The sequence below is a fragment of the Pseudomonas sp. QLc11A genome, assembly GCF_052112305.1.
GTDB lineage: Bacteria > Pseudomonadota > Gammaproteobacteria > Pseudomonadales > Pseudomonadaceae > Aquipseudomonas > Aquipseudomonas laurylsulfatiphila.
The window spans coordinates 320842-345796 of record NZ_JAVAJJ010000004.1; the positions used below are offsets into that span (position 1 = coordinate 320842).

General features: G+C 58.6%; 26 protein-coding genes. 11 read left to right on the forward strand and 15 right to left on the reverse strand.

Annotated elements, in window-relative coordinates; translation table 11 throughout:
* Positions 1 to 62: 62 nt before the first annotated feature.
* Positions 63 to 953: an ATP-binding protein gene (locus Q8X48_RS09035; RefSeq protein ID WP_007973504.1), complete on the forward strand. Its 891-nt coding sequence runs from the start codon at positions 63 to 65 to the stop codon at positions 951 to 953.
* Entirely contained in the window at positions 950 to 1432 is a 483-nt protein-coding gene (locus Q8X48_RS09040; RefSeq protein WP_095966417.1) for a GAF domain-containing protein, read from the forward strand. The genes Q8X48_RS09035 and Q8X48_RS09040 overlap by 4 nt, the downstream gene beginning before the upstream one ends.
* Here Q8X48_RS09040 and Q8X48_RS09045 read toward each other — a convergent pair whose 3' ends face one another.
* From Q8X48_RS09045 to Q8X48_RS09080, 8 genes are all read right to left on the reverse strand, one after another.
* Entirely contained in the window at positions 1433 to 4378 is a 2946-nt protein-coding gene (locus tag Q8X48_RS09045) for an HD domain-containing phosphohydrolase (RefSeq protein WP_407800468.1), read from the reverse strand.
* 49 nt (positions 4379 to 4427) lie between these two features.
* Positions 4428 to 8069 (reverse strand): transporter substrate-binding domain-containing protein, encoded by a 3642-nt coding sequence (locus tag Q8X48_RS09050; RefSeq protein WP_407800467.1) that lies wholly within the window; start codon positions 8067 to 8069, stop codon positions 4428 to 4430.
* Positions 8070 to 8077: 8 nt separating this feature from the next.
* The gene (locus Q8X48_RS09055; RefSeq protein ID WP_007973494.1) at positions 8078 to 8704 is read right to left on the reverse strand and encodes a response regulator transcription factor; all 627 of its coding nucleotides are present in this window, start codon (positions 8702 to 8704) and stop codon (positions 8078 to 8080) included.
* A 247-nt stretch (positions 8705 to 8951) separates the two neighbouring features.
* Positions 8952 to 9344: a response regulator gene (locus tag Q8X48_RS09060; RefSeq protein WP_407800466.1), complete on the reverse strand. Its 393-nt coding sequence runs from the start codon at positions 9342 to 9344 to the stop codon at positions 8952 to 8954.
* A gap of 176 nt (positions 9345 to 9520) precedes the next feature.
* Positions 9521 to 10849: a deoxyguanosinetriphosphate triphosphohydrolase gene (locus Q8X48_RS09065; RefSeq protein ID WP_126050016.1), complete on the reverse strand. Its 1329-nt coding sequence runs from the start codon at positions 10847 to 10849 to the stop codon at positions 9521 to 9523.
* 216 nt (positions 10850 to 11065) lie between these two features.
* Positions 11066 to 11410 carry a hypothetical protein gene (locus tag Q8X48_RS09070; RefSeq protein ID WP_407800465.1) on the reverse strand — a complete coding sequence of 115 codons (345 nt, stop codon included), beginning with the start codon at positions 11408 to 11410 and terminating at the stop codon, positions 11066 to 11068.
* A complete protein-coding gene (locus Q8X48_RS09075) occupies positions 11407 to 11796 on the reverse strand; it encodes a phage holin family protein (protein ID WP_015094055.1) in 390 nt (129 codons plus the stop codon). Before Q8X48_RS09075 ends, Q8X48_RS09070 begins: the two co-directional genes overlap by 4 nt.
* A 1-nt stretch (position 11797) precedes the next feature.
* Positions 11798 to 12112: a DUF883 family protein gene (locus Q8X48_RS09080; protein ID WP_007973485.1), complete on the reverse strand. Its 315-nt coding sequence runs from the start codon at positions 12110 to 12112 to the stop codon at positions 11798 to 11800.
* A 328-nt stretch (positions 12113 to 12440) separates the two neighbouring features.
* Between Q8X48_RS09080 and Q8X48_RS09085 the strand changes: the two genes are divergently transcribed.
* From Q8X48_RS09085 to Q8X48_RS09100, 4 genes are all read left to right on the forward strand, one after another.
* A complete protein-coding gene (locus tag Q8X48_RS09085) occupies positions 12441 to 13649 on the forward strand; it encodes an ammonium transporter (RefSeq protein ID WP_007973484.1) in 1209 nt (402 codons plus the stop codon).
* Positions 13650 to 13753: 104 nt separating this feature from the next.
* A complete protein-coding gene (locus Q8X48_RS09090; protein WP_407800464.1) occupies positions 13754 to 13990 on the forward strand; it encodes a glutaredoxin family protein in 237 nt (78 codons plus the stop codon).
* 172 nt (positions 13991 to 14162) lie between these two features.
* A complete protein-coding gene (locus Q8X48_RS09095; RefSeq protein ID WP_015094058.1) occupies positions 14163 to 14480 on the forward strand; it encodes a hypothetical protein in 318 nt (105 codons plus the stop codon).
* Between the two features lie 63 nt (positions 14481 to 14543).
* A complete protein-coding gene (locus tag Q8X48_RS09100) occupies positions 14544 to 15434 on the forward strand; it encodes a pseudouridine synthase (protein ID WP_407800463.1) in 891 nt (296 codons plus the stop codon).
* An 85-nt stretch (positions 15435 to 15519) separates the two neighbouring features.
* Here Q8X48_RS09100 and Q8X48_RS09105 read toward each other — a convergent pair whose 3' ends face one another.
* Complete coding sequence (locus tag Q8X48_RS09105; RefSeq protein WP_007973479.1) at positions 15520 to 15741, reverse strand: YgdI/YgdR family lipoprotein; 222 nt, start codon at positions 15739 to 15741, stop codon at positions 15520 to 15522.
* 76 nt (positions 15742 to 15817) lie between these two features.
* Positions 15818 to 16432 carry a molybdenum cofactor guanylyltransferase MobA gene (mobA, locus tag Q8X48_RS09110; protein WP_407800461.1) on the reverse strand — a complete coding sequence of 205 codons (615 nt, stop codon included), beginning with the start codon at positions 16430 to 16432 and terminating at the stop codon, positions 15818 to 15820.
* Positions 16433 to 16513: 81 nt separating this feature from the next.
* On the opposite strand from mobA, the gene moaB reads away from it, so the two are divergent.
* Positions 16514 to 17053, forward strand: coding sequence for a molybdenum cofactor biosynthesis protein B (moaB, locus tag Q8X48_RS09115; RefSeq protein WP_015094061.1), 540 nt, complete (start codon positions 16514 to 16516; stop codon positions 17051 to 17053).
* A gap of 22 nt (positions 17054 to 17075) precedes the next feature.
* Positions 17076 to 18263 carry a molybdopterin molybdotransferase MoeA gene (locus Q8X48_RS09120; protein ID WP_407800580.1) on the forward strand — a complete coding sequence of 396 codons (1188 nt, stop codon included), beginning with the start codon at positions 17076 to 17078 and terminating at the stop codon, positions 18261 to 18263.
* A gap of 65 nt (positions 18264 to 18328) precedes the next feature.
* On the opposite strand, the gene Q8X48_RS09125 is transcribed toward Q8X48_RS09120, so the two are convergent.
* Positions 18329 to 18634 carry a hypothetical protein gene (locus tag Q8X48_RS09125; protein ID WP_407800579.1) on the reverse strand — a complete coding sequence of 102 codons (306 nt, stop codon included), beginning with the start codon at positions 18632 to 18634 and terminating at the stop codon, positions 18329 to 18331.
* A 155-nt stretch (positions 18635 to 18789) separates the two neighbouring features.
* Here Q8X48_RS09125 and yegS point away from each other — a divergent pair, with 155 nt between their 5' ends.
* Positions 18790 to 19707: a lipid kinase YegS gene (yegS, locus tag Q8X48_RS09130; RefSeq protein ID WP_407800459.1), complete on the forward strand. Its 918-nt coding sequence runs from the start codon at positions 18790 to 18792 to the stop codon at positions 19705 to 19707.
* On the opposite strand, the gene Q8X48_RS09135 is transcribed toward yegS, so the two are convergent.
* The 3 genes from Q8X48_RS09135 to Q8X48_RS09145 form a co-directional block, all read right to left on the reverse strand.
* On the reverse strand, positions 19691 to 20350 hold the full coding sequence (locus tag Q8X48_RS09135) for a response regulator (protein WP_015094065.1): 660 nt from the start codon (positions 20348 to 20350) through the stop codon (positions 19691 to 19693). The genes yegS and Q8X48_RS09135 overlap by 17 nt on opposite strands.
* Complete coding sequence (locus tag Q8X48_RS09140) at positions 20347 to 21240, reverse strand: sensor histidine kinase (RefSeq protein WP_407800578.1); 894 nt, start codon at positions 21238 to 21240, stop codon at positions 20347 to 20349. Before Q8X48_RS09140 ends, Q8X48_RS09135 begins: the two co-directional genes overlap by 4 nt.
* Before the next feature lie 445 nt (positions 21241 to 21685).
* Positions 21686 to 22156 (reverse strand): hypothetical protein, encoded by a 471-nt coding sequence (locus Q8X48_RS09145; protein WP_218482900.1) that lies wholly within the window; start codon positions 22154 to 22156, stop codon positions 21686 to 21688.
* Positions 22157 to 22605: 449 nt separating this feature from the next.
* Here Q8X48_RS09145 and Q8X48_RS09150 point away from each other — a divergent pair, with 449 nt between their 5' ends.
* Together Q8X48_RS09150 and Q8X48_RS09155 are read left to right on the forward strand one after the other, a co-directional pair.
* Positions 22606 to 23541: a chemotaxis protein CheV gene (locus Q8X48_RS09150; protein WP_407800456.1), complete on the forward strand. Its 936-nt coding sequence runs from the start codon at positions 22606 to 22608 to the stop codon at positions 23539 to 23541.
* A gap of 173 nt (positions 23542 to 23714) precedes the next feature.
* The gene (locus Q8X48_RS09155) at positions 23715 to 24521 is read left to right on the forward strand and encodes an MOSC domain-containing protein (RefSeq protein ID WP_407800454.1); all 807 of its coding nucleotides are present in this window, start codon (positions 23715 to 23717) and stop codon (positions 24519 to 24521) included.
* Positions 24522 to 24607: 86 nt separating this feature from the next.
* Here the strand turns inward: Q8X48_RS09155 and ppnP are convergent, their stop codons facing one another.
* Positions 24608 to 24892 carry a pyrimidine/purine nucleoside phosphorylase gene (gene ppnP / locus Q8X48_RS09160; protein ID WP_007940055.1) on the reverse strand — a complete coding sequence of 95 codons (285 nt, stop codon included), beginning with the start codon at positions 24890 to 24892 and terminating at the stop codon, positions 24608 to 24610.
* Between the last annotated feature and the right edge of the window lie 63 nt (positions 24893 to 24955).

Sequence of the window (24955 nt, forward strand, 5' to 3'; positions counted from 1 at the left end):
TGTGACGCTGTGTTTGGTCGCTGTATCACCATCATTACTGTGAACGTGCCCGAGGAGAAGTCGTGGATTCCCGATTGAATGCTTTTCTTGAACGCGCCGATGCCGTTCTGGCGCGTATCGAGCCGTTGCTGCCGGCACCCCGGCCAGCCATCGACTGGACGCAATGCCTGGCCGCGCGCTGGCAGCGTGAGTCTCGCGGCGGTTATCTGATGCCGTTGCAGGTCAGCCTCGACATGCGGCTGTCGGACCTGATCGGCGTCGACCGGCAAGTTGAGCAGCTTGGGCGCAACACCCAACAGTTCCTCGATGGTATGCCCGCCAACCACGCCTTGCTCTGGGGCTCGCGCGGCACCGGCAAGTCTTCGCTGGTGCGCGCCTTGTTGGCCGAGCACGCTCAAGCCGGTTTGCGTCTGATCGAGATTGAGCGCGATCACCTGGCAGACCTGCCGCGCGTGGTCGAACAGATCGGCAAACTGCCCCAGCGTTTCGTGCTGTTTTGCGATGACCTCTCGTTCGAGTCGGGCGAGGGCGATTACCGAGTGCTCAAAAGTGTACTCGATGGCTCGCTGGAACAGGCGCCGGACAACGTCTTGCTGTACGCCACGTCGAACCGTCGCCACCTGGTGCCGGAAAAGGAAAGTGACAACGAGAACTGGAAGCGGGTCGACGGCGAACTGCATCCGAGCGAGGCGGTGGAAGACAAGATCGCTCTGTCGGACCGCTTCGGCCTGTGGCTATCGTTCTATCCGTTTACCCAGGAACACTTCCTCAACGTCGTCGAACACTGGATCGGCCAGTTGGCCGGCAAAGCCGGACTGGCATGGCAGCGCAGCGAAGAGCTGGACATCCTGGCGGTACGCTGGGCCACAGGCCGAGGCAATCGCAATGGACGTTGCGCTTATCAATTTGCCCGTTACTGGGTCGGGCTGAAACTGTTGGAGCACAAGGCATGATCGATTTACAAAAGAGCGGCCAGGGCCTCGAAGGCTACGGCATGCTGCACGCGCAGCTGGAGTCATTGCTGGCGGACGAGCGGGACTTCATCGCCAATGCCGCGCAGTTCTCGGCGTTTCTGTTCAATCAGCTCGATGACCTGAACTGGGCCGGTTTCTACCTCAACCGCAATGAGGAGCTGGTGCTGGGCCCGTTTCAGGGGCAGATCGCTTGCGTGCGGATTCCGTTCGGACGTGGTGTCTGCGGAACAGCAGCCGCTACCTTGCAGACCCAGTTGGTCGAAGATGTGCACGCGTTCCCCGGTCACATTGCCTGTGACAGCGCCTCGAACAGCGAACTGGTAGTGCCGCTGGTCAAGGATGGCCGATTGATCGGCGTGCTCGACCTCGACAGCCCGAAACTGGCGCGGTTCACCCCGCAGGACCAAGCCGGTATCGAGCAACTGGCGGCGATTTTCCTGCGTCTGACCGACTGCTGATCAAGACGCCAGGCCGGCCTTGGCCAGCAGGTCCGATGCGTCCACCGCGTCGATCTGCGCAGGGTCGAGGAAGCGCCTGGCGTACTGCAAATAGATCTGTGCCCTGATGAACAGCCCGAACAGTTCCGGGTCGATGTGGGCATCACGGCACATGAACGCCATGATGCCCAGCGCCTCGCTCAGGGTCTTGGCTTTTTTGTAAGGGCGGTCGGCGGCCGTCAGCGCTTCGAAAATATCGGCAATCGCCATCATTCGCGCCGGCAGGCTCATGTCTTCTCGCTTCAAGCGTTTCGGATAACCACTGCCGTCCATTTTTTCGTGATGCCCGCCGGCTATTTCCGCGACGCTGCGCAGGTGTCCGGGGAACGGCAGATGGTTGAGCATCAGAATCGTCTGGACGATGTGGTTATTGATGACATAACGCTCCTCGCTCGTCAGGGTGCCCCGGACAATGCTCAGGTTGTACAGCTCACCCCGATTGTATTTGTGGGGCGGAACGTCGAGTTTGAAACCCAGGGGATTGTCTTGCTGTATCACTTCGTTTTCGCTGCGTTCGAACAGGTGCTCGGGCTTGTCCGCCAGTAAGGGTTCGCTGACGGGCAGGGTGGGGGCGGGCGTTCGGGACTGGCGCCGGTTCTCTTCCCAGGACACGCCCAGCCGGTCATCCAGGGTCCGGGTCCAGGTGCGTTCAGCCACGCTGTGCAGGCGTTGCAGATCAGCCTCGGCCATGACTTCGCCACCCAGATTGCAACGGGCAATGAAGGCGAAATCATCATCCAGCCCGGCCAGGCTGGCATCACGCAGTTCTGCCAGCGCTTGCTCGTCACCGCCCAGGGCAATGGCCTGCCAGTAGCTGATCCAGGCATCGCGCTTGAGTACCTCGAAGCGGGTGCGGATTTCGTGGATGCGATCGGTCAGGGTTTCCAGCTTCGTGGCTTTGTCGACGACGTATTCCGGCGTGGTGATCTTGCCGCAATCGTGCAGCCAGGCAGCGATGTGCAGTGCCTCCCATTCATCGTCGGTTGGCCGATAGGCGCTGAAGGCGGGGTCCTGGCTTGCCGCCGCCGCGCGGGCAAGCATCAGGGTCAGTTCCGGCACGCGCTGGCAATGGCCGCCGGTATAGGGGCTTTTGGCGTCGATGGCACCGGCCAGCAGTTGAATGAAGGCGTCCAGCAGCTGTGTTTGCCGGGCCTGCAGGCGCTGGCTTTCAATACACACGGCCGCCGCGCCGGACACCGCCTGGAGAAACGCAATGCGGTCCGGTCGCAGTTTGTCCAGATCGCTGTGCTCGCCGCTGTCGGCCAATAGCAACACCAGCAGGCCCACGGTTTCGTTGTGACGATTATGCAGGCGGATTCCGATCAGATGGACTCGGGGACTTTCCAGCGCGAGCAAGACTTTCTGCAGATCGCCCGCTTGCTCGAACCCCAGGTTACTGACGACGTTGTCGACGTTTGCCAGCTGCTGCAGCCATGGGGGGCTTTGCGGGTTTTCCAGTGAGTGTCCGCGGATGTCGAAGGATTGCAGGTTTTCGGTGGTGTTGTTGATGACCAGTCCGTGGGGTTCCATGTACCCGCCATCACCTTCGCGCAGATAGATCAGGCCGGCCTGGGCCTGACCGATTTTCACGGTTTCAAACAACACGCGTTCCAGCAGCGGGGCGAAACGGGTTTCGGCGCTGAGGCTGTCAGTGATCTGGAAGAAGCTCGCCAGCGTGTCTTTCATCCGTGCCATCGACACGCTCAGTTGGTCGACTTCGAGCACCGGCGAGCGACGGGAAAGCGGAAAATTGAAATCGAAACTGCGAATCGCATCGGCTTCCTGCACCAGCGCACGCAAGGGTTTGACCAGGACTCTGGAGGTCAGCCAACCCAGCGGCACGCATAACAGCAGCGTGGCCAGGGTAATGAGCGCACCTTGCCAGCGCATCCGGTAAGCATCGACGAGCAACTCGTCTTCCGGTACCAGCAGTGCCAGTTGCAGGCCTTGGGGCCCGCCCTCCTGCATGCTGCTGCGGGCCACGATCCACTGCCGGCCGTTGGCATCCAGGCGACTGCCTTGAGAGGGGTTGTTGAGCAGCGCACCCAGGCTGGGGCTCAGGTCCGCGGCCTTGATCAGGCGCGCTGTCTGATCATCGATGATCAGCTTGCGGCTGTCGGGGTAGGCAATGGCATTGCCTTCGGCATCGAACAGCACGATTTCGGTATGGGGGGTCACGACGTGCTTGGCCAGGGTCGCGCTGAGTTCGGCCAGGGTCAGGTCGGCGGCCATGATTGCCTTGTCGCCACTGCGTCGCGCCAGCGTCGTGCCAATGTCATGGGTGGAAAAAAAGATATAGGGTTCGGTCGTGATCTGGTCATTGTCGCTACGGGCGCTGGTAAACCAGGCACGGCTGCGAGGGTCGTAGGTGTCGTTCAGGTTGTCCTGACGACTGACGAGTGCCAGGTCCCGGTCGAAAAACAAAGACTGGGAGCGAGCCTGGTCGCTGCCGTCGCGCTCAATGCTCCAGACCTGGTAAGCCGCCGTGTCCGGGGCCTTGACCAGCGCTTTGACCTGCGGAGTACGCAGCGGGCGGACCATGAAAAAGTCGCCGTTGTCATAGCCCAGGTACAGCGACGCCAGATTGGGGTTGTCCTCGAGTGACTGGCTGAACGGTTCGAGCAGTGCCAGGCGGTGTTCCAGATCAGTGGACTGGCCCGCCGGATTGAGTGCCAGCAGGCTCAACAGGTGGCGAATGGGTTCATAGGTTGCGTGCAGGTCCAGCCGGACATCCTGCTCGATACGGTTGAAGAGTTTTTCACTGCTGGACAGTATGATCTGGGTCGTTTGCCGGTAGTTGAAAAGACCCAGCAGCACTCCGGTCAGCAACAACAGAAAGGTGAACATCACGCTGATATGGACATGCAGTGGAAACCGGCGTGGATCCGTGCGCAGTGGGTCAGGCATTGCGGGTTTCTCCATGAGGGTCAACACACCGCTGAGGGTCCAAGCATAGTTAAGGCTCTGTCATTGCGCCTTCGTCGTATTGCTTGATCTGACGTAGTAACGCCTCCTCCAGCTCAAGCATGGTGCGTTCCATGGATTTGCAGCATCCGGCCACTTTTTCGCAATCGAAATCCTCATGGCAGGCGGCTTCAAGCGCCTCGCAACGGTCGATCAGGGGTGAGGCTTGCACTATCCGGGCAGCGCCTTTGATTTTGTGGGCAATGTCCTGCAGCGCCTGCGTATCCCCGCAGCTGGATAGCGACTGCAGCGTTTGCAGATCCTGGCGGTTGCTGTTGACCAACTCGTTGAGCAATCTGCGGTTCAAAATCGGGTTGCCCCCGGTCAGCAGTTTCAACCCGTGCAGGCTGAACGCCGGGGTTGCATGGGTGGGCTCAATGTTTTCCATCCACTGGCTCAAGGCACCGAGGCTCAGGGGTTTGAACAGGCAGTCATCCATCCCGGCCTGTTTGCAGCGTTGTATTTCTTCCGGTTGGGCGTTGGCGGTAAAACCGAGCACGGTGCAGGGAGGGCGATGGTTTTGTCTTTCGTGCTGACGAATGGCACGGGCCAGCTCGTAACCGTTCATGACCGGCATGTTGCAATCGGCGATCACCAGATCAAACGGTTGGTCTTTCCATGCCTCCAATCCCTCCTGGCCATCGGCCGCGACGGTAAATCGGTGGCCTAGAAACTCCAGTTGCTGGCAGGTGAGCAAGCGATTGGCCGAATGATCGTCGACGACCAGAACATTCAATGGGGTTGTGGCGACGACAATTTGCGTCTCGGCCACCTGGGCAGATTGTTGCAGCGGTAACGTTTCCAGGTGCAGCAATACCTCCACTTGAGTGCCGACACCCGGCTCGCTGCGCAGTTGCAGACTGCCGCCCATCATCTCGCAGAGATTGCGGCTGATGACCAGCCCCAGCCCTGCGCCCCCACTGGCCGATTGAGTGGCGTTGTCGGCCTGGGCGAAGGGCTCGAACAGCCGGTATTGATCCTGTTCGCTGATCCCGATTCCACTGTCGTGAACCTGCACCCGCATTTGCACACGATCAGGCTGCATTGCGGGGTGCAGGTCGACAGTGACCCGGACCTTGCCTTGCTCGGTAAACTTGATGGCATTGCTGATCAGGTTGGACAGCACCTGCTTGAAGCGCAAAGGGTCCAGCAACACATCGAAGGTCGGGTTGGCCGAAGAAAACTCCAGCTGCAGTTCGAGTTCCTTCTGTCGGGCAAGACCATCGAAAATCCGTACGACCGAGGCCACGAGTTCACCCGGATTGACGCGCTCCGGGCTAAGGCTCAAGCGTCCCGATTCGATTCTGGCAATGTCGAGGATGTCGCCAATCAGTTCCAGCAACCCTTTCGCCGAGTTGTACGCTACATCGATGGCCGGACGCTCCGGGTGCCGATGATCAAGACGCTTGAGTGTCAGTTCAAGCATGCCGATGATTGCATTCATCGGCGTGCGGATCTCATGGCTCATCGTGGCCAGAAACGTGCTTTTGGCCCGGTTGGCGTTATCGGCGTGTTCTTTCGCGCAACGCAGATCATCCAGCAGTTGCCGGCGTTCGCTGATGTCGATCCAGCCACCGATAATGCCTTGCACTGTCGCGCTGGAATCGCGGTAGGGAAGAATCCAGTGATAGATCGTCAGCCGCCGGCCACCAATGTGCAGTTCGCGATCGACGATCAACGGTCTGCCCTCGGTCACCACGCGCTGATAGTCAGCCTGGTACTCCCGGGCTTCGAACACATTGCTCATCGCCCCCTGCATGACGCTTTTGCCGATGACATCTTCGCGCCTGGCGCAGAACGCTTGCAGGTAACTGTCGTTGCAACTTTGCAGCAATCCCTGCCGATCACGTACGTAGATGGGATGGGGCGTGCCATTGACCAGCGATCGCATGAACTCGAACTGATCGTTCAATGCACGCTCGGCGGCCTTGCGCTGCTTGATCTGGCGTCGCATGTAGTCGTTCCACGCAATGGAAATCAGCAATAGCGCACCGGCACCAATGACGATTTGGTAGAACAGTCTTTGATAGTTGCGCCAGGTGCTTTGCGAGGACGCCGAATAGCCGCGCCAGCGACTGTTGATGATGCCCAGTTCCTCCGGCGAGATGCTCAGCAGCGCCTTGTTCAGAATGGCGTTCAGCTCTTTGGCGTCCCGTGCAGTGGCCAGCGAGAACGCTGCCTGCTCGGTGCCGATGGTGGTGCTGATTTGCAAGGTGTGTTCGAACAGCCGCGAGGAAATGAAGTAATTGGCAATGACCAGTGAGTTCACCGCGCCCTCGGCCTGACCTTCGTCGAGTAACTCTACGGCGCTGAAGGTATCTGGAGCTTCGATCAACCTGATCCGGGGAAATTCCATGCGCAGGTAATCCATGAGTGGATTGCCGCGGGCAATGGCCAGGCGCTTGTCCTGCAACTGCTCGAGGTTGGTCGGGCTGTCGGCGGCTTTGCGGGTCAGCAGGACGTAGGAGTTTTCCAGGAAGGGGCGGGTAAAGTTCAGTTGGGTTTGACGTTTGGTGCTGGGGAGCAATGCGGCGATCACATCGGCCTGGTTGTTTTTGATCTGTTTGATCATCTCGTCATCGTTTCGACTGCGCTGGATGTCAAAGCGCAAGCCGGTGCGCAGCCTGATCAGCTCAAGCAAATCCGCGCTGATCCCGCGAAAGTTGTCATTGCTATCGAAAAACGTCAGTGGCGCATAGGCTTCGTTGACGACGACGCGCACTGTCGGGTGATGTGCCAGCCAGCGTTCTTCCCGGTCAGTGAGTTGCAGCTTTTGATCGGTCAGCAGAATGTCGCTGCCGGCGCTCCAGCGTTTGGCGATGTTTTCTCGCTCACTGGAGGGAATGGCCCTGATCATCGCGTTGATGATGCCGAGCAGCTCGGGGTTGTTCCTGTTGACGGCAAAGCTGAAGCCATGGGCTTCATGTTTGCCGAAGTTGGCCATCCGGATGTTGTTCAAGTACCCCTTGTTGATCATGTAGTGAGTTGAAATCGTGTCGCCGAGAAACACATCCGCCTGATCGAAGGCAACGGCATTGATCGCATTCTGGTAGGACGGATAGGACGTGATGATCGCCTTTGGGTACAACGCCTTGACTTCCGCCAGCGGCAAATAGTGATACACCATGCTCAGGCGCAATCCGGCCAGGCCATCGGTGAGGGATCGGGTTTCCCCTTCGCGGGTCACCAATACGGGTTGGTCGACGGCATAGGGTATGGACAGGGCAATCTCGGCAATTCCAGCTTCGAATCCATTGGCGCTGCCAAGCAGATCGACATCGCCATTCTGCAGCGCAGCGATCGCGGCCCCTCGGGATTCGAAACGCTGAACCTTGACCGGCAACCCGGTTGCTTTTTCCAGAAGGCCAGCGTAATCGGCGGTAAAGCCTTCATAGTCCTGACCACTGGTGGTCAGGTCGAAAGGGGGGTAGTCCGGGGCCGACGTGCCGAGCGTCAGTTGATTTTTGTTGTTTATCCATTGTTGCTGGGATTGATCCAGTCGAATCTCCAGCGCCCCGACCTTCGCGCGACTGAGCAGCGTGTAGAATTCATCGCCCGGTGCTCCGAACAACGAGGTGCTCACGCATAGACCTGCGGTCACTTGAATCAGATAGACCTTCAAACGGCTGGGCATCCAGGTTCTCACACAAGTGCGTTACGTTTTGCCATCTCGATCAGTTCAACCAGGGATTTGGCTTTGAGTTTCTGCATGAGGCGCTTTTTGTAGGTACTCACGGTCTTGTTGCTCAGAAACATGCCCTTGGCGATTTCCTTGTTTGTGCGACCTTGGGCAAAAAGTTGCAGCACCATCAGTTCCCGGTCGTTTACGGACTTGAACAGTTCCAATTCGATGCAGCGTGTTTCATCTCCGTGGATGGGGTTCAAGGCTTCACTCGGGAAATAGTTGTAACCTGAAAATACCGCTTTTATGGAACTCACCAGTTCACTGATGTCCTCTTGTTTGCAGACATAACCCGAGGCTCCGGATTGCATGCAACGAATACCGAAGAGTGTCGGGCATTGTGCGGTCAGTACCAGTGTTTTAGGTGGATTACTCATTGCGTTGAACCGGGACAGCACTTCCAGGCCATCCAGTTTTGGAATGCTGATATCGAGAATGACCAGGTCCGGCATGCATTCGCGAACCATCTGCATGGCGTCGACCCCATTGTCAGTTTCGCCGACGACTTTGTAACCTTCGTGTTCCAGTAGCATTCGAACGGCAAGGCGGATAACCGGGTGATCGTCGACAATAAAAACGGAGTTCATAATCAAGTCCCATGCGAGCTCAAATAAAGCGCGCACCTTAGCTCAGATACTTGAAGGGACGCATGAACGGACCGGGCTGTAGCAGCAATATAGGAGAAATCCTACAGATTAAAAGGAATTGGACTACGTATTAACTAGGTTTCTTATTAGGAAGTCTGGGGAAGTTTGGTGGTCTGGTGGATTTTTTTTGGAAGTTGTTTGTAGGTTTTACGCTGTGTATTTGTCGGTTCTTATATGTGCTTTTTGTTTATGTTGGTGCCAAGGTCAACAGGTCTCTAAATTCAGATTGTTTCAATGGTTTTATCAGGTAGCCCAATAATGGCAGCCCGTGTTCAGTGGCCGTATTTACAAGTTCATCCAGTTCAGACGTCGTCAGGCTGCTCAGTATGATCGCCTGTCTGATCAGTCCTCGCTGACTGGCGAACCGGACCAGATCGAGCCCTGTCAGCTCGGGCAGGCATTGATCGCATAAAAGGATGTCGAACGGCTGGTCGACCCCGAGCATTTGCTGCATGGCGCTTTTGGCACTGTCGGCGGTAGTCAGTCGGGTGAAGCCATAACTTTCCAACAGGTATTGAGTGGCTATCAGTTGGAAGGGGTGGTCCTCCACCACGAGGATGCGTAGATCGTCTTCGGCCATGGTGCGTACTTCATCTGTCGAACAGAGGGAGGGCGATTGTTTCGCGAGAGTGTCGGACAGGCGATCAGTTCGCTCGCCATGTGTTGTAGGGCGATTCGACGAGACTTGAGTGTTGTTGGAGGTTGATGGGGGATCAGCCAAAACGAACGCCGTAATGGCTGATCAAACGAAGCACCTCAGTGGCTGGCACGGCCGGTCATTTCCAGGGCCATTTCACTGGCATAGCTGTCGGTCATGCCGGCGATGAAATCAATCATGCGCAAAAACGACGTGTGCAACGGGCCGTGAGGATCGGGTGCATTGTTACCCAGCAGATCAAGGATGCGGCGGCTTTTGAATGACGGGGTCCGGCCGTTGTGCTGCTCCAGTGCTGCGCCGCAAAAGGCATTGAGGAGAATTTCCAGGGTGGTGTAGGCGCCGATCTCGTGCAGGGTCTTGCGCTTGTCCTGGAAGATTTTCTTGCGGGCCATGTCCTTGGCGTTCAACACGCAACGCTTGGCGGGCCCGTGCATGTGCTCCACCAGGTCGCCGGGCAATGTGCCGGCCAGCAGTGCGTGCTGTTGTTCGACGAAGGCGCGGGCCGCGGCATTGGTCAAGTGTTCGATGGCCTTGCCGCGCAGGATCGCCAGTTTGCGTCGGCGCGAATCGCCGGGACCGAGCTGGCGGTAGGTCTCCGGCAAGTCGTCGCCTACCAGGTCCAGCAGCAGGGACTCGACTTCGGCGTACTCCAGCAATTCCATTTCCAGACCGTCTTCCAGGTCGATCAGCGCATAGCAGATGTCGTCGGCGGCCTCCATCAGGTACACCAGCGGATGCCGCGCCCAGCGTTGTTCCTCAAGTTGTGGCAGGCCGAGTTTATGGGCGATCTGCTCCAATAGCGGCAGCTCGCTCTGATAACAGCCGAACTTGTGTTTCTTGTAGCCCAGCGAATCGGCGTGCCTGGCCGTCCATGGATACTTCAGGTAGGTGCCCAGGGTTGCATAGGTCAGTCGGGTGCCGCCGTCGAACTGGTGATACTCCAGTTGAGTGAGTACCCGAAAGCCCTGGGCGTTGCCTTCGAAGTTCAGGAAGTCATTGCGCTCGGCTTCACTCATTGCATCCAGCCAGCCACGGCCGGCGGCTTGCTGGAACCAGTGACGGATCGCGTCTTCACCGGAATGGCCGAAAGGCGGGTTGCCGATGTCGTGCGCCAGGCAGGCCGATTGCACCACCATCCCCAGGTCGCTGGGTTCGCACCAGTCGGGCAGGGCGTTGCGGATGGTTTCGCCGACCCGCATGCCCAGCGAGCGCCCCACGCAACTGACTTCTAGCGAGTGGGTCAGGCGCGTATGAATGTGATCATTGCTGGACACCGGATGGACCTGGGTCTTGCGCCCGAGGCGGCGGAAAGCCCCCGAGAAAATGATGCGGTCGTGGTCTTTGTGAAAAGGGCTGCGGCCGAGTTCTTCAGGGCTGTGCAGAGGCTTTCCGAGGCGTTCGCGGGTAAGCAGGGTGTGCCAATCCAAGGCGGGACTCTCCGTCAGGTGACTGATGGCCTAGCTTCCCGTTTCGCGTCATGACCTGCAAGCGGAACTACAACCGGGCGCCGTCGATATCGAGGCCACCTTGCAAGAACTTTTTTCGCCGGGGGGCAATTGACCGGGTAGGCGCACAGGATTGCCCCCCCTCGATAGAGGGGGCATCCCGTCGACACTGCAAGAGCGTAGCCAGAAAGAAACTGATCAGTCTTTGCGCGAAGAGCCCTGCATGATCAGTTTGATCAGCGGCCCCAGTGTGGTGCCGAGGCGGATCAGCCGGGTCAGGCTGCTGAGGCCAGCGCCGTTCTTTGCGCCCTTGCCGGTCAGAAAACCCAGCAAGGTGACGGCGGCCACGCCCCAGAGTGGAGCGTGCTTGATGCCGAAACCGTCCTGCAGGTTCTGCGTCATCCCGCGCACGCGTTGCAACGGTTGCAGCAGTTGCGCGGATTCGTGGCGGATTTCCTGGCGGTGCATTTCCATGCGCAGGCGAATCAGCGCCTTGCGCATTTCCGTGCGTGAGCTGTTGTGTGGCAATTCAGGCAGGTTCATGGCAGCAGGCGCTCCCGATCGTTGGCCAGCTCTTCCAGCGTCCCGTGGAAGGGCGAGGACTCATCGAAAATCGCTGCCCTCAAACGCATCGCGCAGAATATGGCGGCGAGGGTGTAGAACACGCAGAGCCCGATGATGGCGGTCAGGCGATAGGTGTCCCAGAACACGATCAGCACCAGGGTCGACAGCCCTACCAGCAGCAGCAACGCAAACACCAGCGCCAGACCGGCAAACAGCAACAGGCTGACGGTGCGGGCTTTCTGTTCCTGCAACTCGATGCCGAACAGTTCGACATGGCTGTGCAGCAACCCCAGGAAGGCAGCACCCAGGCGCCGCGATGAGGAGCTTGTTCCCGTCGCAGACGGGCCGGATTCACCGATCGACATATCAGCGCCGGCTGGCCAGCAGGCCGATCAGGAAACCCACGCCGGCCGCGATCCCGACCGATTGCCAAGGGTTGGCCTGGACATAGTCTTCGGTGGCGGTGACAGCCGCCTTGCCGCGTTCGCGCAGGGAGTCTTCGGTCAGCTTCAGGGTTTCACGGGCACGCAAGAGACTGTCGTGAATCTGCTCGCGCAACTCGTCGGCCTGGTCGCCGGCCAGGGTCGCGGTGTGCTCCAGCAACCGTTCGGTGTCACTGACCAGTGTCTGAAAATCGTTCATCAGGATTTCTTGAGCAGTCTTTGCCTGGATGCGGGCCATGGTGGATCTCCATAAGTGGCTTTCTGATGCGTTCGAGTATGAGCCTTCTGCGAAGGTTCAGTACAAATGACTGGTACAACTTTTGCTGTGTCGTGGTGCGCCGGTGCGCACCATTGCGCTATAGCCGGGCATGATTTCAGTAAAACCGTAGGACCAACAATCAAAAACTCGCGCAAACGTCCGGGTCACGTTTTTCCCGGACGGTGTCCGTGCACCAAGGCAGTTCAACGAGATCAGTCCTCTGATGCTTCGAAGCTGCAACTTGGTGCGTGGGTGGTCATCGCGAACTGCTTTGGTGCTTTTTTCTGCCATAAGGTCAGCCCATCCCATGGAAAATCTGCAAAGCGCCGTGGACACCCTGGTCCATAGCTCCAACACGCTGTTCATTCTGATCGGTGCGGTCATGGTTCTGGCCATGCACGCCGGTTTTGCCTTTCTCGAAGTCGGAACCGTGCGACAGAAAAACCAGGTCAATGCCTTGTCGAAAATCCTCAGTGACTTCGCCGTATCGACACTGGCTTACTTCTTTATAGGCTATTGGATTTCTTATGGCGTGACCTTCATGCAACCGGCGGCCGTGCTCAATGCCGACCATGGTTATGGACTGGTGAAGTTTTTCTTCCTGCTGACCTTTGCCGCGGCGATCCCCGCGATCATTTCTGGAGGAATCGCCGAGCGCGCCCGGTTTGTCCCGCAGCTGTGTGCAACCGCGTTGATTGTCGCATTCATCTATCCGTTCTTCGAAGGCATGGTCTGGAACGGCAACCTGGGTTTGCAAGCCTGGCTGCTGGAGCGTTTTGGCGCCGGTTTCCATGATTTCGCAGGTTCAGTGGTGGTGCATGCCATGGGCGGTTGGCTGGCACTGGCGGCGGTGCTGTTGCTCGGGCCGCGTAATGGCCGCTATCGCGAAGGTCGGCTGGTCGCGTTCGCACCCTCGAGCATCCCGTTTCTGGCGTTGGGCTCATGGATCCTGATTGTTGGCTGGTTCGGCTTCAACGTCATGAGCGCGCAAACCCTGCAAGGTGTCAGCGGACTGGTGGCGGTGAACTCATTGATGGCCATGGTGGGCGGTACGGTGGCCGCACTGATCGTCGGGCGCAACGACCCCGGCTTTCTGCACAACGGACCGTTGGCGGGACTGGTGGCGATCTGCGCCGGCTCCGACCTGATGCATCCGGTGGGGGCGCTGGTGACCGGCGCCGTCGCGGGGGCGTTGTTTGTCTGGTGCTTTACCGCCGCTCAGGTCAAGTGGCGCATAGACGATGTATTGGGTGTCTGGCCGCTGCATGGCTTGTGCGGCGTGTGGGGCGGTATTGCCTGCGGCATTTTCGGCCAGAGCGCTTTGGGCGGGCTCGGTGGGGTCAGCCTGATCAGCCAGTTGATCGGCACGGCACTGGGCGTCACCGTGGCACTGGCCGGCGGGTTCGCCGTGTATGGCGTGATCAAGGCGCTGCATGGATTGCGTCTGAGTCAGGAGCAGGAGTATTACGGCGCGGACCTTTCGATCCACAAGATCGGCGCCGTCAGCCAGGACTGACACAGGTCTGATCATCGTCGGTGGCATCAGGCAGGAGACTCAATGGCTCGACGGTTTTTCGGAGCAGGCCTAGAATGGTCACTTCATTTTCTGGTTGAGCGCTCATGCTTCCCGTATGTCAGTTGTTCGGCACCCTTGGATGCCATCTCTGTGAAGTAGCCGAAGCCATGTTGATGGAGTTTGTCGAGCGCGGTCTGCTGGTGGAACTGGTGGATATCGCCGACGATGAAACCTGGTTCGCCGCCTACAGCCTGCGTATTCCGGTGTTGCGACGGGTCGACACCGGCGCTGAACTGGGCTGGCCATTCAGTGCCGATGAGGTGGTGGCGTTCTTGCTTTGAGCGGCTTTTGCGCTGGTGGTGTTTCCCGCCTGTCGAACTTTGCGATTGATCCCCTTGGCTTATCCGGTATTGATCGGATACTGTATGCGTATACAGTTATTCGTGGTGCTTGCATGGCCGCTGCTGATTTTCGGCAGTGAGCAGACAAGCCCGGGCGTGAGAGGGATGAGTCGTGGTCAATGTCGAACAGTTGAAGAACAGCGTGAACCGGATGTCCGCAGACGTCGTGAGTGAAGCTGTTCTTGAGTTGCGTCTGGATGGTCTGGTGACCGAGGGCAAGACACCCTTCAACAAAACGCATTTCAATACCTGTTTCGCAGAGATCGAAGCCTTGTTTCAACGCGCGGGTTATCACCGGCAACTCGATGTCGTGGGTTATCAGGGATTGTTGTACGCCCTCTATGACCCCGCTCGCTGGGAGGCGGTCGATGTACTGCGCTGGCTCAAGGAATACACCGAAGCGGCGGCGCGCACACGGATTCCGGCTTGAGGCTAGGTTCATTCCCCGTGCTGTTGGATAATGCCGCTCTGCACTGAGGGTTAGAACTTTCGTATGTCCACTTCTTCTTTTTCCGCGGCACACAGCCAGGCCAGTACGCTGTACTTGCCACCTGGCCCGTGGCAGACCGTTGTCGATTGTCTGTGCGAGCATTTCAGCGCCATCGGTCGTGAACAATGGCTGGACAGAATCGCCCGTGGCCGGGTCCTCGATGGGCGGGGCATGCCGATTACCCTCGATCTGGCCTACAGGGAAGGTTTGCGGATTCATTATTTTCGCGAAGTGCCGGATGAAAAACCGATCCCGGTAATCGAGTCGATTCTGTACGCGGACGAGCATCTGGTGGTGGCCGACAAACCGCACTTTCTGCCGGTGACGCCGGCTGGCGAATACGTCGAACAGACGCTGCTCAGGCGCTTGATCCGTCGCCTGGACAATCCGCATCTGGTGCCATTGCATCGCATCGACCGGCATACCGCAGGGCTGGTACTGTTTTCCGCCAATCCGCAGAGTCGTTCGGCTTATCAGTCGTTGTTTCCAACCCGGCAGATCGAAAAGCGTTATGAGGCCATCGCAGCGGCGTTGCCTGAACTTGCTTTCCCGCGGGTTCATAAAAGCCGGCTGGTCGATGGCGAGCCGTTCTTCCGCATGCAGGAAGGGCCTGGGGCCTGCAACACCGAGACGGCGATCGAAGTCAGGGAGAAACAGGAGAAACTCTGGCGGTATGGTCTTTACCCGGTGACGGGCAAGAAACATCAGTTGCGGGTACACATGGCGGCGTTGGGCGCCGCTATCTGCAACGACCCGTTTTACCCCGAGGTGCTCAAGGATGCACAGGATGACTACGCCAATCCTTTGAAGCTGCTGGCCCAAGGGCTGAGATTCATCGATCCGGTCACAGGCCAGGAGCGAGTGTTCGAGAGTGAAATTACCCTGCAATGGTGATCCTGAACGGCGCCCCTGAAGTGCTGTTCTTCAGGCATGAAAAAGCCCGCATCAAGCGGGCTTTTCTGTATCCGGCGGCACCCGGTTACAGCTCTTTGACGGTACGGACCTGGTCTTTGTTGATGCGGGTCTGTTTGCCATCGAGCTGTTCGAATTCGTAGAAGCCGGAATCCTTGTCGAACTCTGGCGTGTCGACGGCCTGGATTTCGCGACCGTCATTCAAGGTGATCACCGTAGGCGACGCGCAACCGGCGAGGGTGGCGAGGCCCAGTGCGAGCATGAAAGTGGCGAGTGTCCGTTGCATCATGAGTGTGTCTCCGAATATGAATTCTTTGGTTGCTGAACTTGAGACGTGAACCGTCCGCGCAAGTTCCTGATCAATGTCAGTCTGACACAGTGTCGTGACCGCTTACATGACCGCTTAATAGTTCCGGCGTGTTGAGGTTGGCCAGCCGAGGGTCATTGTCGGGGCATTGCAGCGCGGTCGCGCCGAGCTTGCGCATCAACCGGCCAGGGCTGCGCTCACCCTCGTTCCAGGCCTTTTCAAAGGCTGCCCTGTGCAGCACTGGAATCACACACAACAACGGCTCCCAGTGGTCATCGTGCCGCACCATCAACGGCTTGTCCGGATTCAGGTTGGCGGTCTCGAGCATGGTGCCGATCAGCGCCGCATCAATGCCCGGAACGTCACAGGGCAGGACCAGCATATGGGTATGGCGGGCCGCTTCCAGGCCCGCGCGAATTCCCGCCAGGGGCCCGGGGAAGCCACCTTCATCGTCGTGGACCAACTGGTCGGCGTAGGGCGCATACTTCTCCAGGTTGCGATTGCAGGAGATGATCAGGTCATCGGTCAGCGGGCGGGTCTTGCGATGCAAGTGAGCAATCAGCGGTTCGCCTCGCCAGTCCAGCAACCCTTTGTCCCGCCCCCCCATGCGTTGGCCGCGACCGCCCGCCAGGAGCAGAATGGAGCAGGGTGGCAATTGTGAATTCATGGTCATGGCAGGTCTCCATGGGAGCGGCGAAAAAACGGAGCGCTGTGATATAACACCGGGCTGTTTCTCCTACAACTGGACGAGCCTATGAAAGCCAAGGCTGATGTACCTTTCGCACCGCTGAACATTGCAGTGCTGACTGTCAGCGATACCCGCACGCTGGAAACCGACACCTCGGGCCAGCTCTTTGTCGACCGCCTGAGTGCCGCCGGTCATTACCTGGCAGCCCGGGTGTTGCTCAAAGATGACCTCTACAAAATTCGTGCGCAAGTCGCCAACTGGATTGCCGACGATGTCGTGCAGGTGGTGCTGATCACCGGCGGAACCGGTTTTACCGGGCGTGACAGCACACCGGAAGCCGTCAGCTGCCTGCTGGACAAGCAGGTCGATGGATTCGGCGAGCTGTTCCGTCAGATCTCGGTTGCCGATATCGGCACCTCGACCGTCCAGTCCCGGACGTTGGCCGGTCTGGCCAATGGCACGCTGGTTTGCTGCTTGCCGGGTTCGACCAATGCCGTGCGCACCGGTTGGGACGGCATTCTGGCCGAACAGCTGGATTCGCGGCATCGCCCGTGCAATTTCGTGCCCCACCTGAAACAGGCAGCGCCTTGTGAATCCCGTGGGTAAGCCGGGCAAGACCGGCAGCCTGATGCCCGTCGAGGTGGCGTTGGCACGCTTGCTGGAAATGGCCGAGGCCTCGAGGATTGTCGAGCGTGAACGCTTGCCATTGGCGCAGGTGCAGGGGCGTGTACTGGCTGAAGATCTTTTGTCGACCCTTGATCTGCCGCCCTGGCCCAACAGTGCCATGGACGGGTATGCCCTGCGCACGGCTGACTGGACGGGAGAGCCGTTGGTGGTCAGCCAGAAGGTGTTTGCCGGCCAGGCCCCCGATCCGTTGCAGCCTGGAACCTGTGCGCGGATTTTCACCGGAGCGCCTGTTCCCGCCGGTGCCGATTGTGTCGAAATGCAGGAAAACGCCGAGGTCCAGACGGATGAGCGAGTGCGTTTCACGCAAGCCTTGAGCCAGGGCCAGAACATCCGTCCGCAAGGCCAGGAAGCGACCGTCGGCGAGTTGATTCTGCCGGCAGGCACACGCCTGGGGCCGATCGAGCAAGGATTGGCTGCCTCATTGGGCTACGCCGAGCTGGAGGTCGTTCGCAAGGTACGTGTGGCGGTGCTGTCGACCGGCGACGAATTGGTTGAGCCGGGCCAGACGCTGGGTCCGGGACAGATCTACAACAGCAACCGGGTGTTGTTGTGCAGCTGGTTGCAGCGTCTGGGCTGTGAGGTCGTCGACGCGGGCATTCTTCCGGACGATCTGCAAACCACTCGTTCCCGATTGGGTGAGTTGAAGGATGTCGACCTGATCCTCTCGACCGGTGGCGTATCGGTGGGAGAAGCCGATTTTCTGGGTATTGCCTTGCGCGAAGAGGGCGAACTGACGCTGTGGAAACTCGCCATCAAGCCCGGCAAACCGCTGACGTTCGGACATTTTCGCGGTGTGCCCGTGATCGGCTTGCCGGGCAATCCGGCATCGACCCTCGTGACTTTTGCCTTGTTGACCAGGCCCTATCTCCTGCGTCGTCAGGGTGTAAAGGAAGTCGAGCCGCTGAAGGTGCAGGTACCGGCAGGGTTTGACTGGCCCCGACCTGGCAATCGGCGGGAGTATTTGCGTGGACGGCTGGAAAACGGCAGGGCGACGATCTACAAAAACCAGAGTTCCGGTGTACTGCGCAGCGCTGCCTGGGCTGATGGACTGGTAGAAGTCCTGGAAGGTCGCACGCTGGTTCAGGGCGATAGCGTTTTCTTCATTCCGTTGAGCGAAGTACTGAGTTGACCGCTTCAGCGGATTAGCCAGGCAAAAACCCGGTTGATTGAACCGGGTTTTTGCCTGATGGCCATTCAATGTGCCAGAAACAATGAAATGACCTGCTCGAAACGGCTATTGGCGATCCAGCCAAGAAGACCGAGGATCACGACCGTTCCGCAGGCGGAGTAGGCGAGCCTGTGCTTGATGGATTTGACGTCACCGCGGATTTCGTCCAGGTCCCTGCGTATGTGCTTGAGGTGTGTTTCCAGCTCGGTAACGCGAGGTTCCATATCAATTTCTCCCGTGGCTCTTGTGCTGGCCGGTAATCCAGGGTTTTGGCCTTGCTTGGCACGTCCCTGTGGTGTCCTGCTGAAACCCCAAGGTCTACCAATTCGGATTTGCGGTCAATTGAGCAGATTCCTCACGTCTTGTAAGAAAAATCCTGCCGTAGGGGATCAAGTTGCCTGACTGGAAATAATTGGTTTTCTGGCGACCTTTAACAGCGCCTGCGCGGTCAACATCTCCCAGATGCCATTCAAACGGGAGTGAAGTAATGAGCGATCGCAAGGCGCTGTTGATTCTGCATGGCAAACAGGCACTCAACGAGGCGGTTCGTGCCGCCGTCGAAAACCGTCGTGAACAAGGCTGGGAGCTGGCTGTGCGATTGACCTGGGAAGCCGGCGATGCGCAGAGACTGGTGGGCGAAGCGTTGGCGGCCGGTTATCGACACATCATTGCCGGTGGCGGCGATGGCACCTTGCGGGATATCGCCGAGGCCATGGCGGAGCACTCGAAAAAAGCCAGCCTGATACTGATGCCGCTGGGAACCGCCAACGATTTTGCGTGTGCGGCAGGCGTGCCCCTGCAGCCTGATCAGGCGCTGGCGTTGCTTGATACCGCGCCGACCGCCATTGATCTGGGGGAGGTCGACGGGCAGATATTCCTGAACATGGCGACCGGTGGGTTTGGCAGTCATGTCACGGCGAACACCTCGGAGGAGTTGAAGAAAATCCTCGGTGGTGCTGCTTACCTGTTCACCGGCCTGTCACGCTTCAATGAGCTGCATACCGCCTACGGTGAATTGCAGGGACCGGATTTCCACTGGAGCGGCGATCTGCTGGCGCTGGGCATCGGCAATGGCCGACAGGCCGGTGGCGGGCGGGAATTGTGCCCACAGGCCCTGGTCGATGATGGTTTGCTGGATATCAGTATCCTGCCGGCACCGCAGGAGGTGGTCGGTACATTGAAAAACCTGCTGACCGAAGGTTTTGGCATCGACAGCATGTTTGTCCGGGTGCGCCTGCCATGGGTCGAGATCAAGGCCTCGGAAGGGCTCTGCATCAACCTTGATGGTGAGCCGCTGGTCGGAGATAACCTGCGTTTCTCGGTCCGCCCGGCGGCGTTGCTCGTGCATTTGCCTGAAGACTCGCCGTTGCTACGGGCCAGTGAAGTGCCTAGTCATCAAGGCTGATGATTTGTTCACGCACGGCGAACAGCACCAGGCCGGCCACATCGTAGATCTGCAAACGCTTCATGATCTGCGAACGGTGGGTTTCGACGGTCTTGACGCTCAACCCCAGGCCGTTGGCAATCTCTCGGGTGGATTTGCCGCGAACGATCAACCGCAGGATTTCCAGCTGGCGTGCCGTCAGGTTGTGCGAGTCGGCGGGTTCGGGCTGGTGCTTCTGATTTCGGATCAGGGCCTGGGTGATCACCGTGTGGGCAATGGCCGGGCTCAGATAGCGCTCGTTGTTGCGCAAGGCGTCCAGCGCGTGCTCGAGTTCGGTCGCCGTGGTGTCCTTGAGCAGATAGCCGTGGGCTCCGGACTCCAGGGCCTGCATGATGAGGGCCGGGTCGGTGTGCATCGACAGGATCAGCACCTTGCTCTGCGGGTGCACCCGCTTGAGCTGTTGCAAGGCTTCGAGGCCGCCGGTCTGGCGCATCGAAATATCCAGCAGGACAATATCCGGCGACAGATGCCCGACCATTTCGAGCAACTGCGAGCCGTCATTGGCCTCACCGACGACGGCGTAGCCAGGCAGGTCCATTACCAGGGCGCGCACGCCAGCCCTGATTAGCGAGTGGTCATCCACCAGAAGTAAGTTACAAGTCAATGCATAACCTTATTCGAACTGGCCCGTTCGAGCGCACGGGGCGCCCAGGGAAATAGAGCTTCGATTTGAGTGCCTTTGCCCGGCTCACTGGTAACGGTCAACGTGCCGCCCAGTTGATCTATCCGTTCTGACATCCCGGCCATACCGCGTTGCCCTTCGCGCCCTGGGTCCGTTGCGGGTGCGAAGCCCTGGCCATCATCGCTGATCTGCAACCTCAGGCCTTGGGGCAGGCGTTGCAGGCATACCAGCAGGTTCTTGGCCCGGGCATGTCGCAGGATGTTGGTGACCGCTTCCTGGGTAATGCGAAAAGCCGCCACGGCCATTTCCTCCGGTATGCCGGTCAGGCGCTGCTGGCATTCCAGGCTCCAGTGTACCGGCGTGTTGGCCAGGGTCTTGAGCAGGTGTGCCCGCAGACTGGCTTCCAGCCCGAGGCTGGTCAACTGCCGGGGATTGAGAATGGCGGATACGTCACGAACTTTGGCCAGGGTTTCTTCCAGTGTGTCGCACAGGACCGTGCATTGTCCCTGGAGCTCTTCGGGCATCCGGCGTTTGAGCCAGTCACTTTGCAATTTTGCGGCGGTCAGCAATTGACCGATGTCGTCATGCAGTTCGCGGCTCAGTCGGTGACGCTCGTTTTCCTGGACCTGCAATAGCCGGTCGGCCAGCTCCTGAGGCTCGAATTTGATCGATTTGCGCGAGAGGCAGTACTGCACGACAACACTGGTCAGCGCTGCAATGTTGAGCAGCAGCAATGACAAGGGCAACGGAATGGACAAACCATGGACCAGCAAACTGCCGAGGGTCGAGCAGGCGCATAGCAACAGCGTGAATCTGCGAGCATTTTCCCGGGAGGGCGGCCACTTGGCGATTGACTTGAGGCTGGCGTACATAGCGGATGGAGCCAATGGATGTTCGCTGCGGGCTGACCGGTCATGCTGGCTGACAGGCCCCTGTTTTTTATGTGGAGCGCCGACGAGTTCGGCTGCGATCACGCAGCCATTAATTGGCGTCAACTAACAGGCGGCATGGTAGCACTTAAGATACCGTTGGTCGCGTCCGTATGCATGTTCGAAAAGTCAGGAATCCAGTCGTTTCGACAATGCTTCCATAATGGAACAAGTTGGTTGTTGCCATCGCAAAATACCGATAGCCCCAGGGGGCTGTTAATACCAGGCAATACCTGATCAAGGCTGGCGCGCCATTGTCGATAGGCAATAGTGGTTGTTTTAAGAATGTCGCTTATAGCTATGAAATATTCATTTGCGACATATGCGCACTCAATTAACAGTGCGCTACTGATAACCAAACCCCGCCATACGGCATAGTTGGATTAGTTCAGGCCCGTCGTTCCGAATAGGGCACGAGGGTGAGCGGCCTGGAATTGACCGGTGGCTGAAACCGGCTTTGCCCGACCTGAAAGGCAAAGGCTTCGATAAGGGTGACCTGCTCGCTGTCGTCAAGGCTGAGTTGCCCGGTGGTCTGGTCGATGAGTTCGAGTTGCCAGGCAATCAGGGTCAGACAGTCTTTCAGGGCGCTCAGCGCCTCGTCGTGCAGGCTCATGGTGTTCTGTGCGTGGTTCAGCAAACCATGAATATGCAGCGAAAACTCGGACACGGCCGCCAACGCCAGGGCATCGGCCTTGTTGGCCAGCTTGAGTAGCGTGCTGAGCATGCAGTCGATGGCGTCCTTATCATTGCTGATCAACTGTAAATGGCTCAGGCATTCCTCGGTTTTAGCCAGGAGTGTTTCAGCCTCGACGAGAAACTCCGGGAGCCGCTGGGCCCACTCTTTACGATCGTTCGGCATACTTATCTCCACAACGTCATGTCAAATGAGGGGATATCGTGTGTGTCGACGAGGGCGGTCGGAACCCCGGCATTGCCGAGTCGTCGGGCGAACGAACGGCGGCAGGCTGGGGAACACGAGAGGGTGGTTGGCCACTGGCTTGCGATCGCACACAAAAGCCTGACTCCGTTCATGCAATGAGAATGGCGTCACATTAATGGCTATTGGATATTGCGAATATCAGGTTGCACCTGATTGTTGATAGGGGAATCCCTTACGCAACGGAACCTTTCGCAAGAGCCGGGGTCGCGGCGCAGAAGTGCAACAGATGTAATCACAGCGCCAGTAAAGCATGATGTTAATGTGGCATCAATGCCTGTGCGTGGCATTTTAGAGAGGGTCAAGCTTCGGCAAAAACAGCCGATAACCTTCTCTAAGTGAATTCATCCGAACAAGACCAGGAGTCATTGATGGCCGGCATTCTCGACACGGTAGACCAACGCACGCAACTGGTGGGTGAGAATCGCCTGGAGATCCTCATGTTCCGCCTCGCCGGACGGCAATTGTTCGCGATCAACGTCTTCAAAGTACAGGAAGTCCTGCAGTTGCCAAAGTTGACGCTGATGCCGCAGCGCCATCCTTTTGTGTGTGGCGTGGTCAACCTGCGCGGCCAGACCCTGCCGGTGATCGACCTGTCCCAGGCCATCGGCATGCGCCCGCTGGTGCCGGGGCCTGGCAGCACGATTATCGTCACCGAATACAACCGTTCGGTTCAGGCCTTCCTGGTCGGCGGCGTGGACCGGATCGTCAACATGAACTGGGAAGCCATCCTGCCGCCACCGAGCAGCGCCGGCCGCCAGCACTACCTGACGGCAATCAGCAAGGTCGATGATCAACTGGTGGAAATCATCGATGTCGAAAAGGTCCTGGCCGAAATCGTCCCGTACAACGCCAAGGTCTCCCGTGACAAGCTCGAAGATCCGGTACTGGAGCGCGCCCGTGGCCGTGAGGTGCTGCTGGTGGATGACTCGAACGTGGCCCTGGCGCAATTGCGCGATACCCTGGGACAGCTGGGCGTGAAGATGCACATCGCCAGCGACGGGTTGAAGGCCTTGAACATGCTCAAGGCTTGGGCCGACACCGGCGTGGACATGACCGAAAAACTGCTGATGATCTTCACCGATGCGGAAATGCCGGAAATGGATGGCTATCGCCTGACGACCGAAATTCGCAACGATCCGCGTCTGCGCGGCTTGTACGTGGTGCTGCACACCTCTTTGTCCGGCAGCTTCAACGATTCGATGGTGAAAAAGGTCGGCTGCGACAATTTCCTCTCCAAATTCCAACCGGACAAACTCGTCGACGTGGTACGTCAGCGCCTGATGCTTGACGAAGTCACCGTCTAAGCCCTTGTAGGAGCGAGCTCGCTCGCGATGGTCTTGAACGATAACGCGTAAAACCAGATGCCCAGCGGCGTCCTTGGGTTTTTCGCGAGCAAGCTCGCTCCTACAGGTTTTTGCTCTTTGATTCGGCGTTCAAGCTCGTATAGGGTGGCGTTTTGCCTAACAGGGAGCTGGCCATGTTGCGTCTGAGCGCGCTGTATCGTTATCCGTTGAAGTCCGCCAGGGGCGAGGCGCTGCAACGGATCGGTCTCGATAAACTCGGTCTGGACGGCGATCGCCGCTGGATGCTGGTGGATAAAGCCAGCGGTCGTTTCCTGACCCAGCGTGCGGTGGCGCAGATGAGCCAGTTGTCGGCGTTGTGGAATGCCGAAGGCGGCCTGACCCTCAGTGCGCCTGGTCATTCGCCGATCGACGTAGCCTTGCCCGGTCGTGATGCAGAACTGCGTGGCGTGACGATCTGGCGCGATACCTTGCGGGTCCCCGACGCAGGTGATGCAGCCGCAGCCTGGGTCAGCGAATTTATTGGTAAACCGACACGCCTGGTGCAAGTGCCGCTTGATCGGGCGCGGATGACGGAGGCGGGCTACGGCAAGGATGACGACCAGGTGGCGTTCGCTGATGGTTATCCGCTGTTGCTGATTGGCCAGGCCTCCCTCGAGGACTTGTCGAAACGGGTCGGGCGTCCGTTGGAGATGCTGCGTTTCCGGCCCAACCTGGTGATCGAAGGCAGTGAAGCCTTCGCCGAGGACGGCTGGAAGCGTATCCGCATCGGTGATGTCGAGTTCCGCGTGGTCAAGTCTTGCTCACGCTGCATCCTGACCACCATCGACCCGCAAACCGGCGAGCGCAGCGACGACCGCGAACCCCTGGCAACCTTGCAGAAATACCGTTCGCAGGCGGACGGTGCGATGTTTGGCCAGAACCTGGTCAACGACGGCAACGGTCGACTTGAAGTCGGCATGCCGGTGGAGATCCTCGAATAATTTTGCGCAGAACAAAAAAATGCCCGTGTCGAAAAACACGGGCATTTTTATTGCGCTGACCTTTATTTCGGTAAAGCCTCGCGGGTTTAGCCGCGGTATTCACACAGGTAAGCGGTGTCGACGGCCACTTTCAACTGGAACTTGCTGTTGGCCGGCACGTTGAACTGGCTGCCGGCAGCGAAGGTTTCCCAGTCGCTGCTGTCTGGCAGCTTGACGGTCAATGCGCCGCTGACCACGTGCATGATTTCACGCTGGCTGGTGCCGAATTCGTATTCGCCCGGAGCCATGACGCCGATGGTCGCTGGACCTTCTGCGGTGCCAAAGGCGATCGACTTGACGGTGCCGTCGAAGTACTCGTTGACTTTAAACATGGGCGATTCCTCGAAAAGGGCTAAAAAGGGCCGGCCAGTATGCACAAGGCCCCGAGTGTCGTC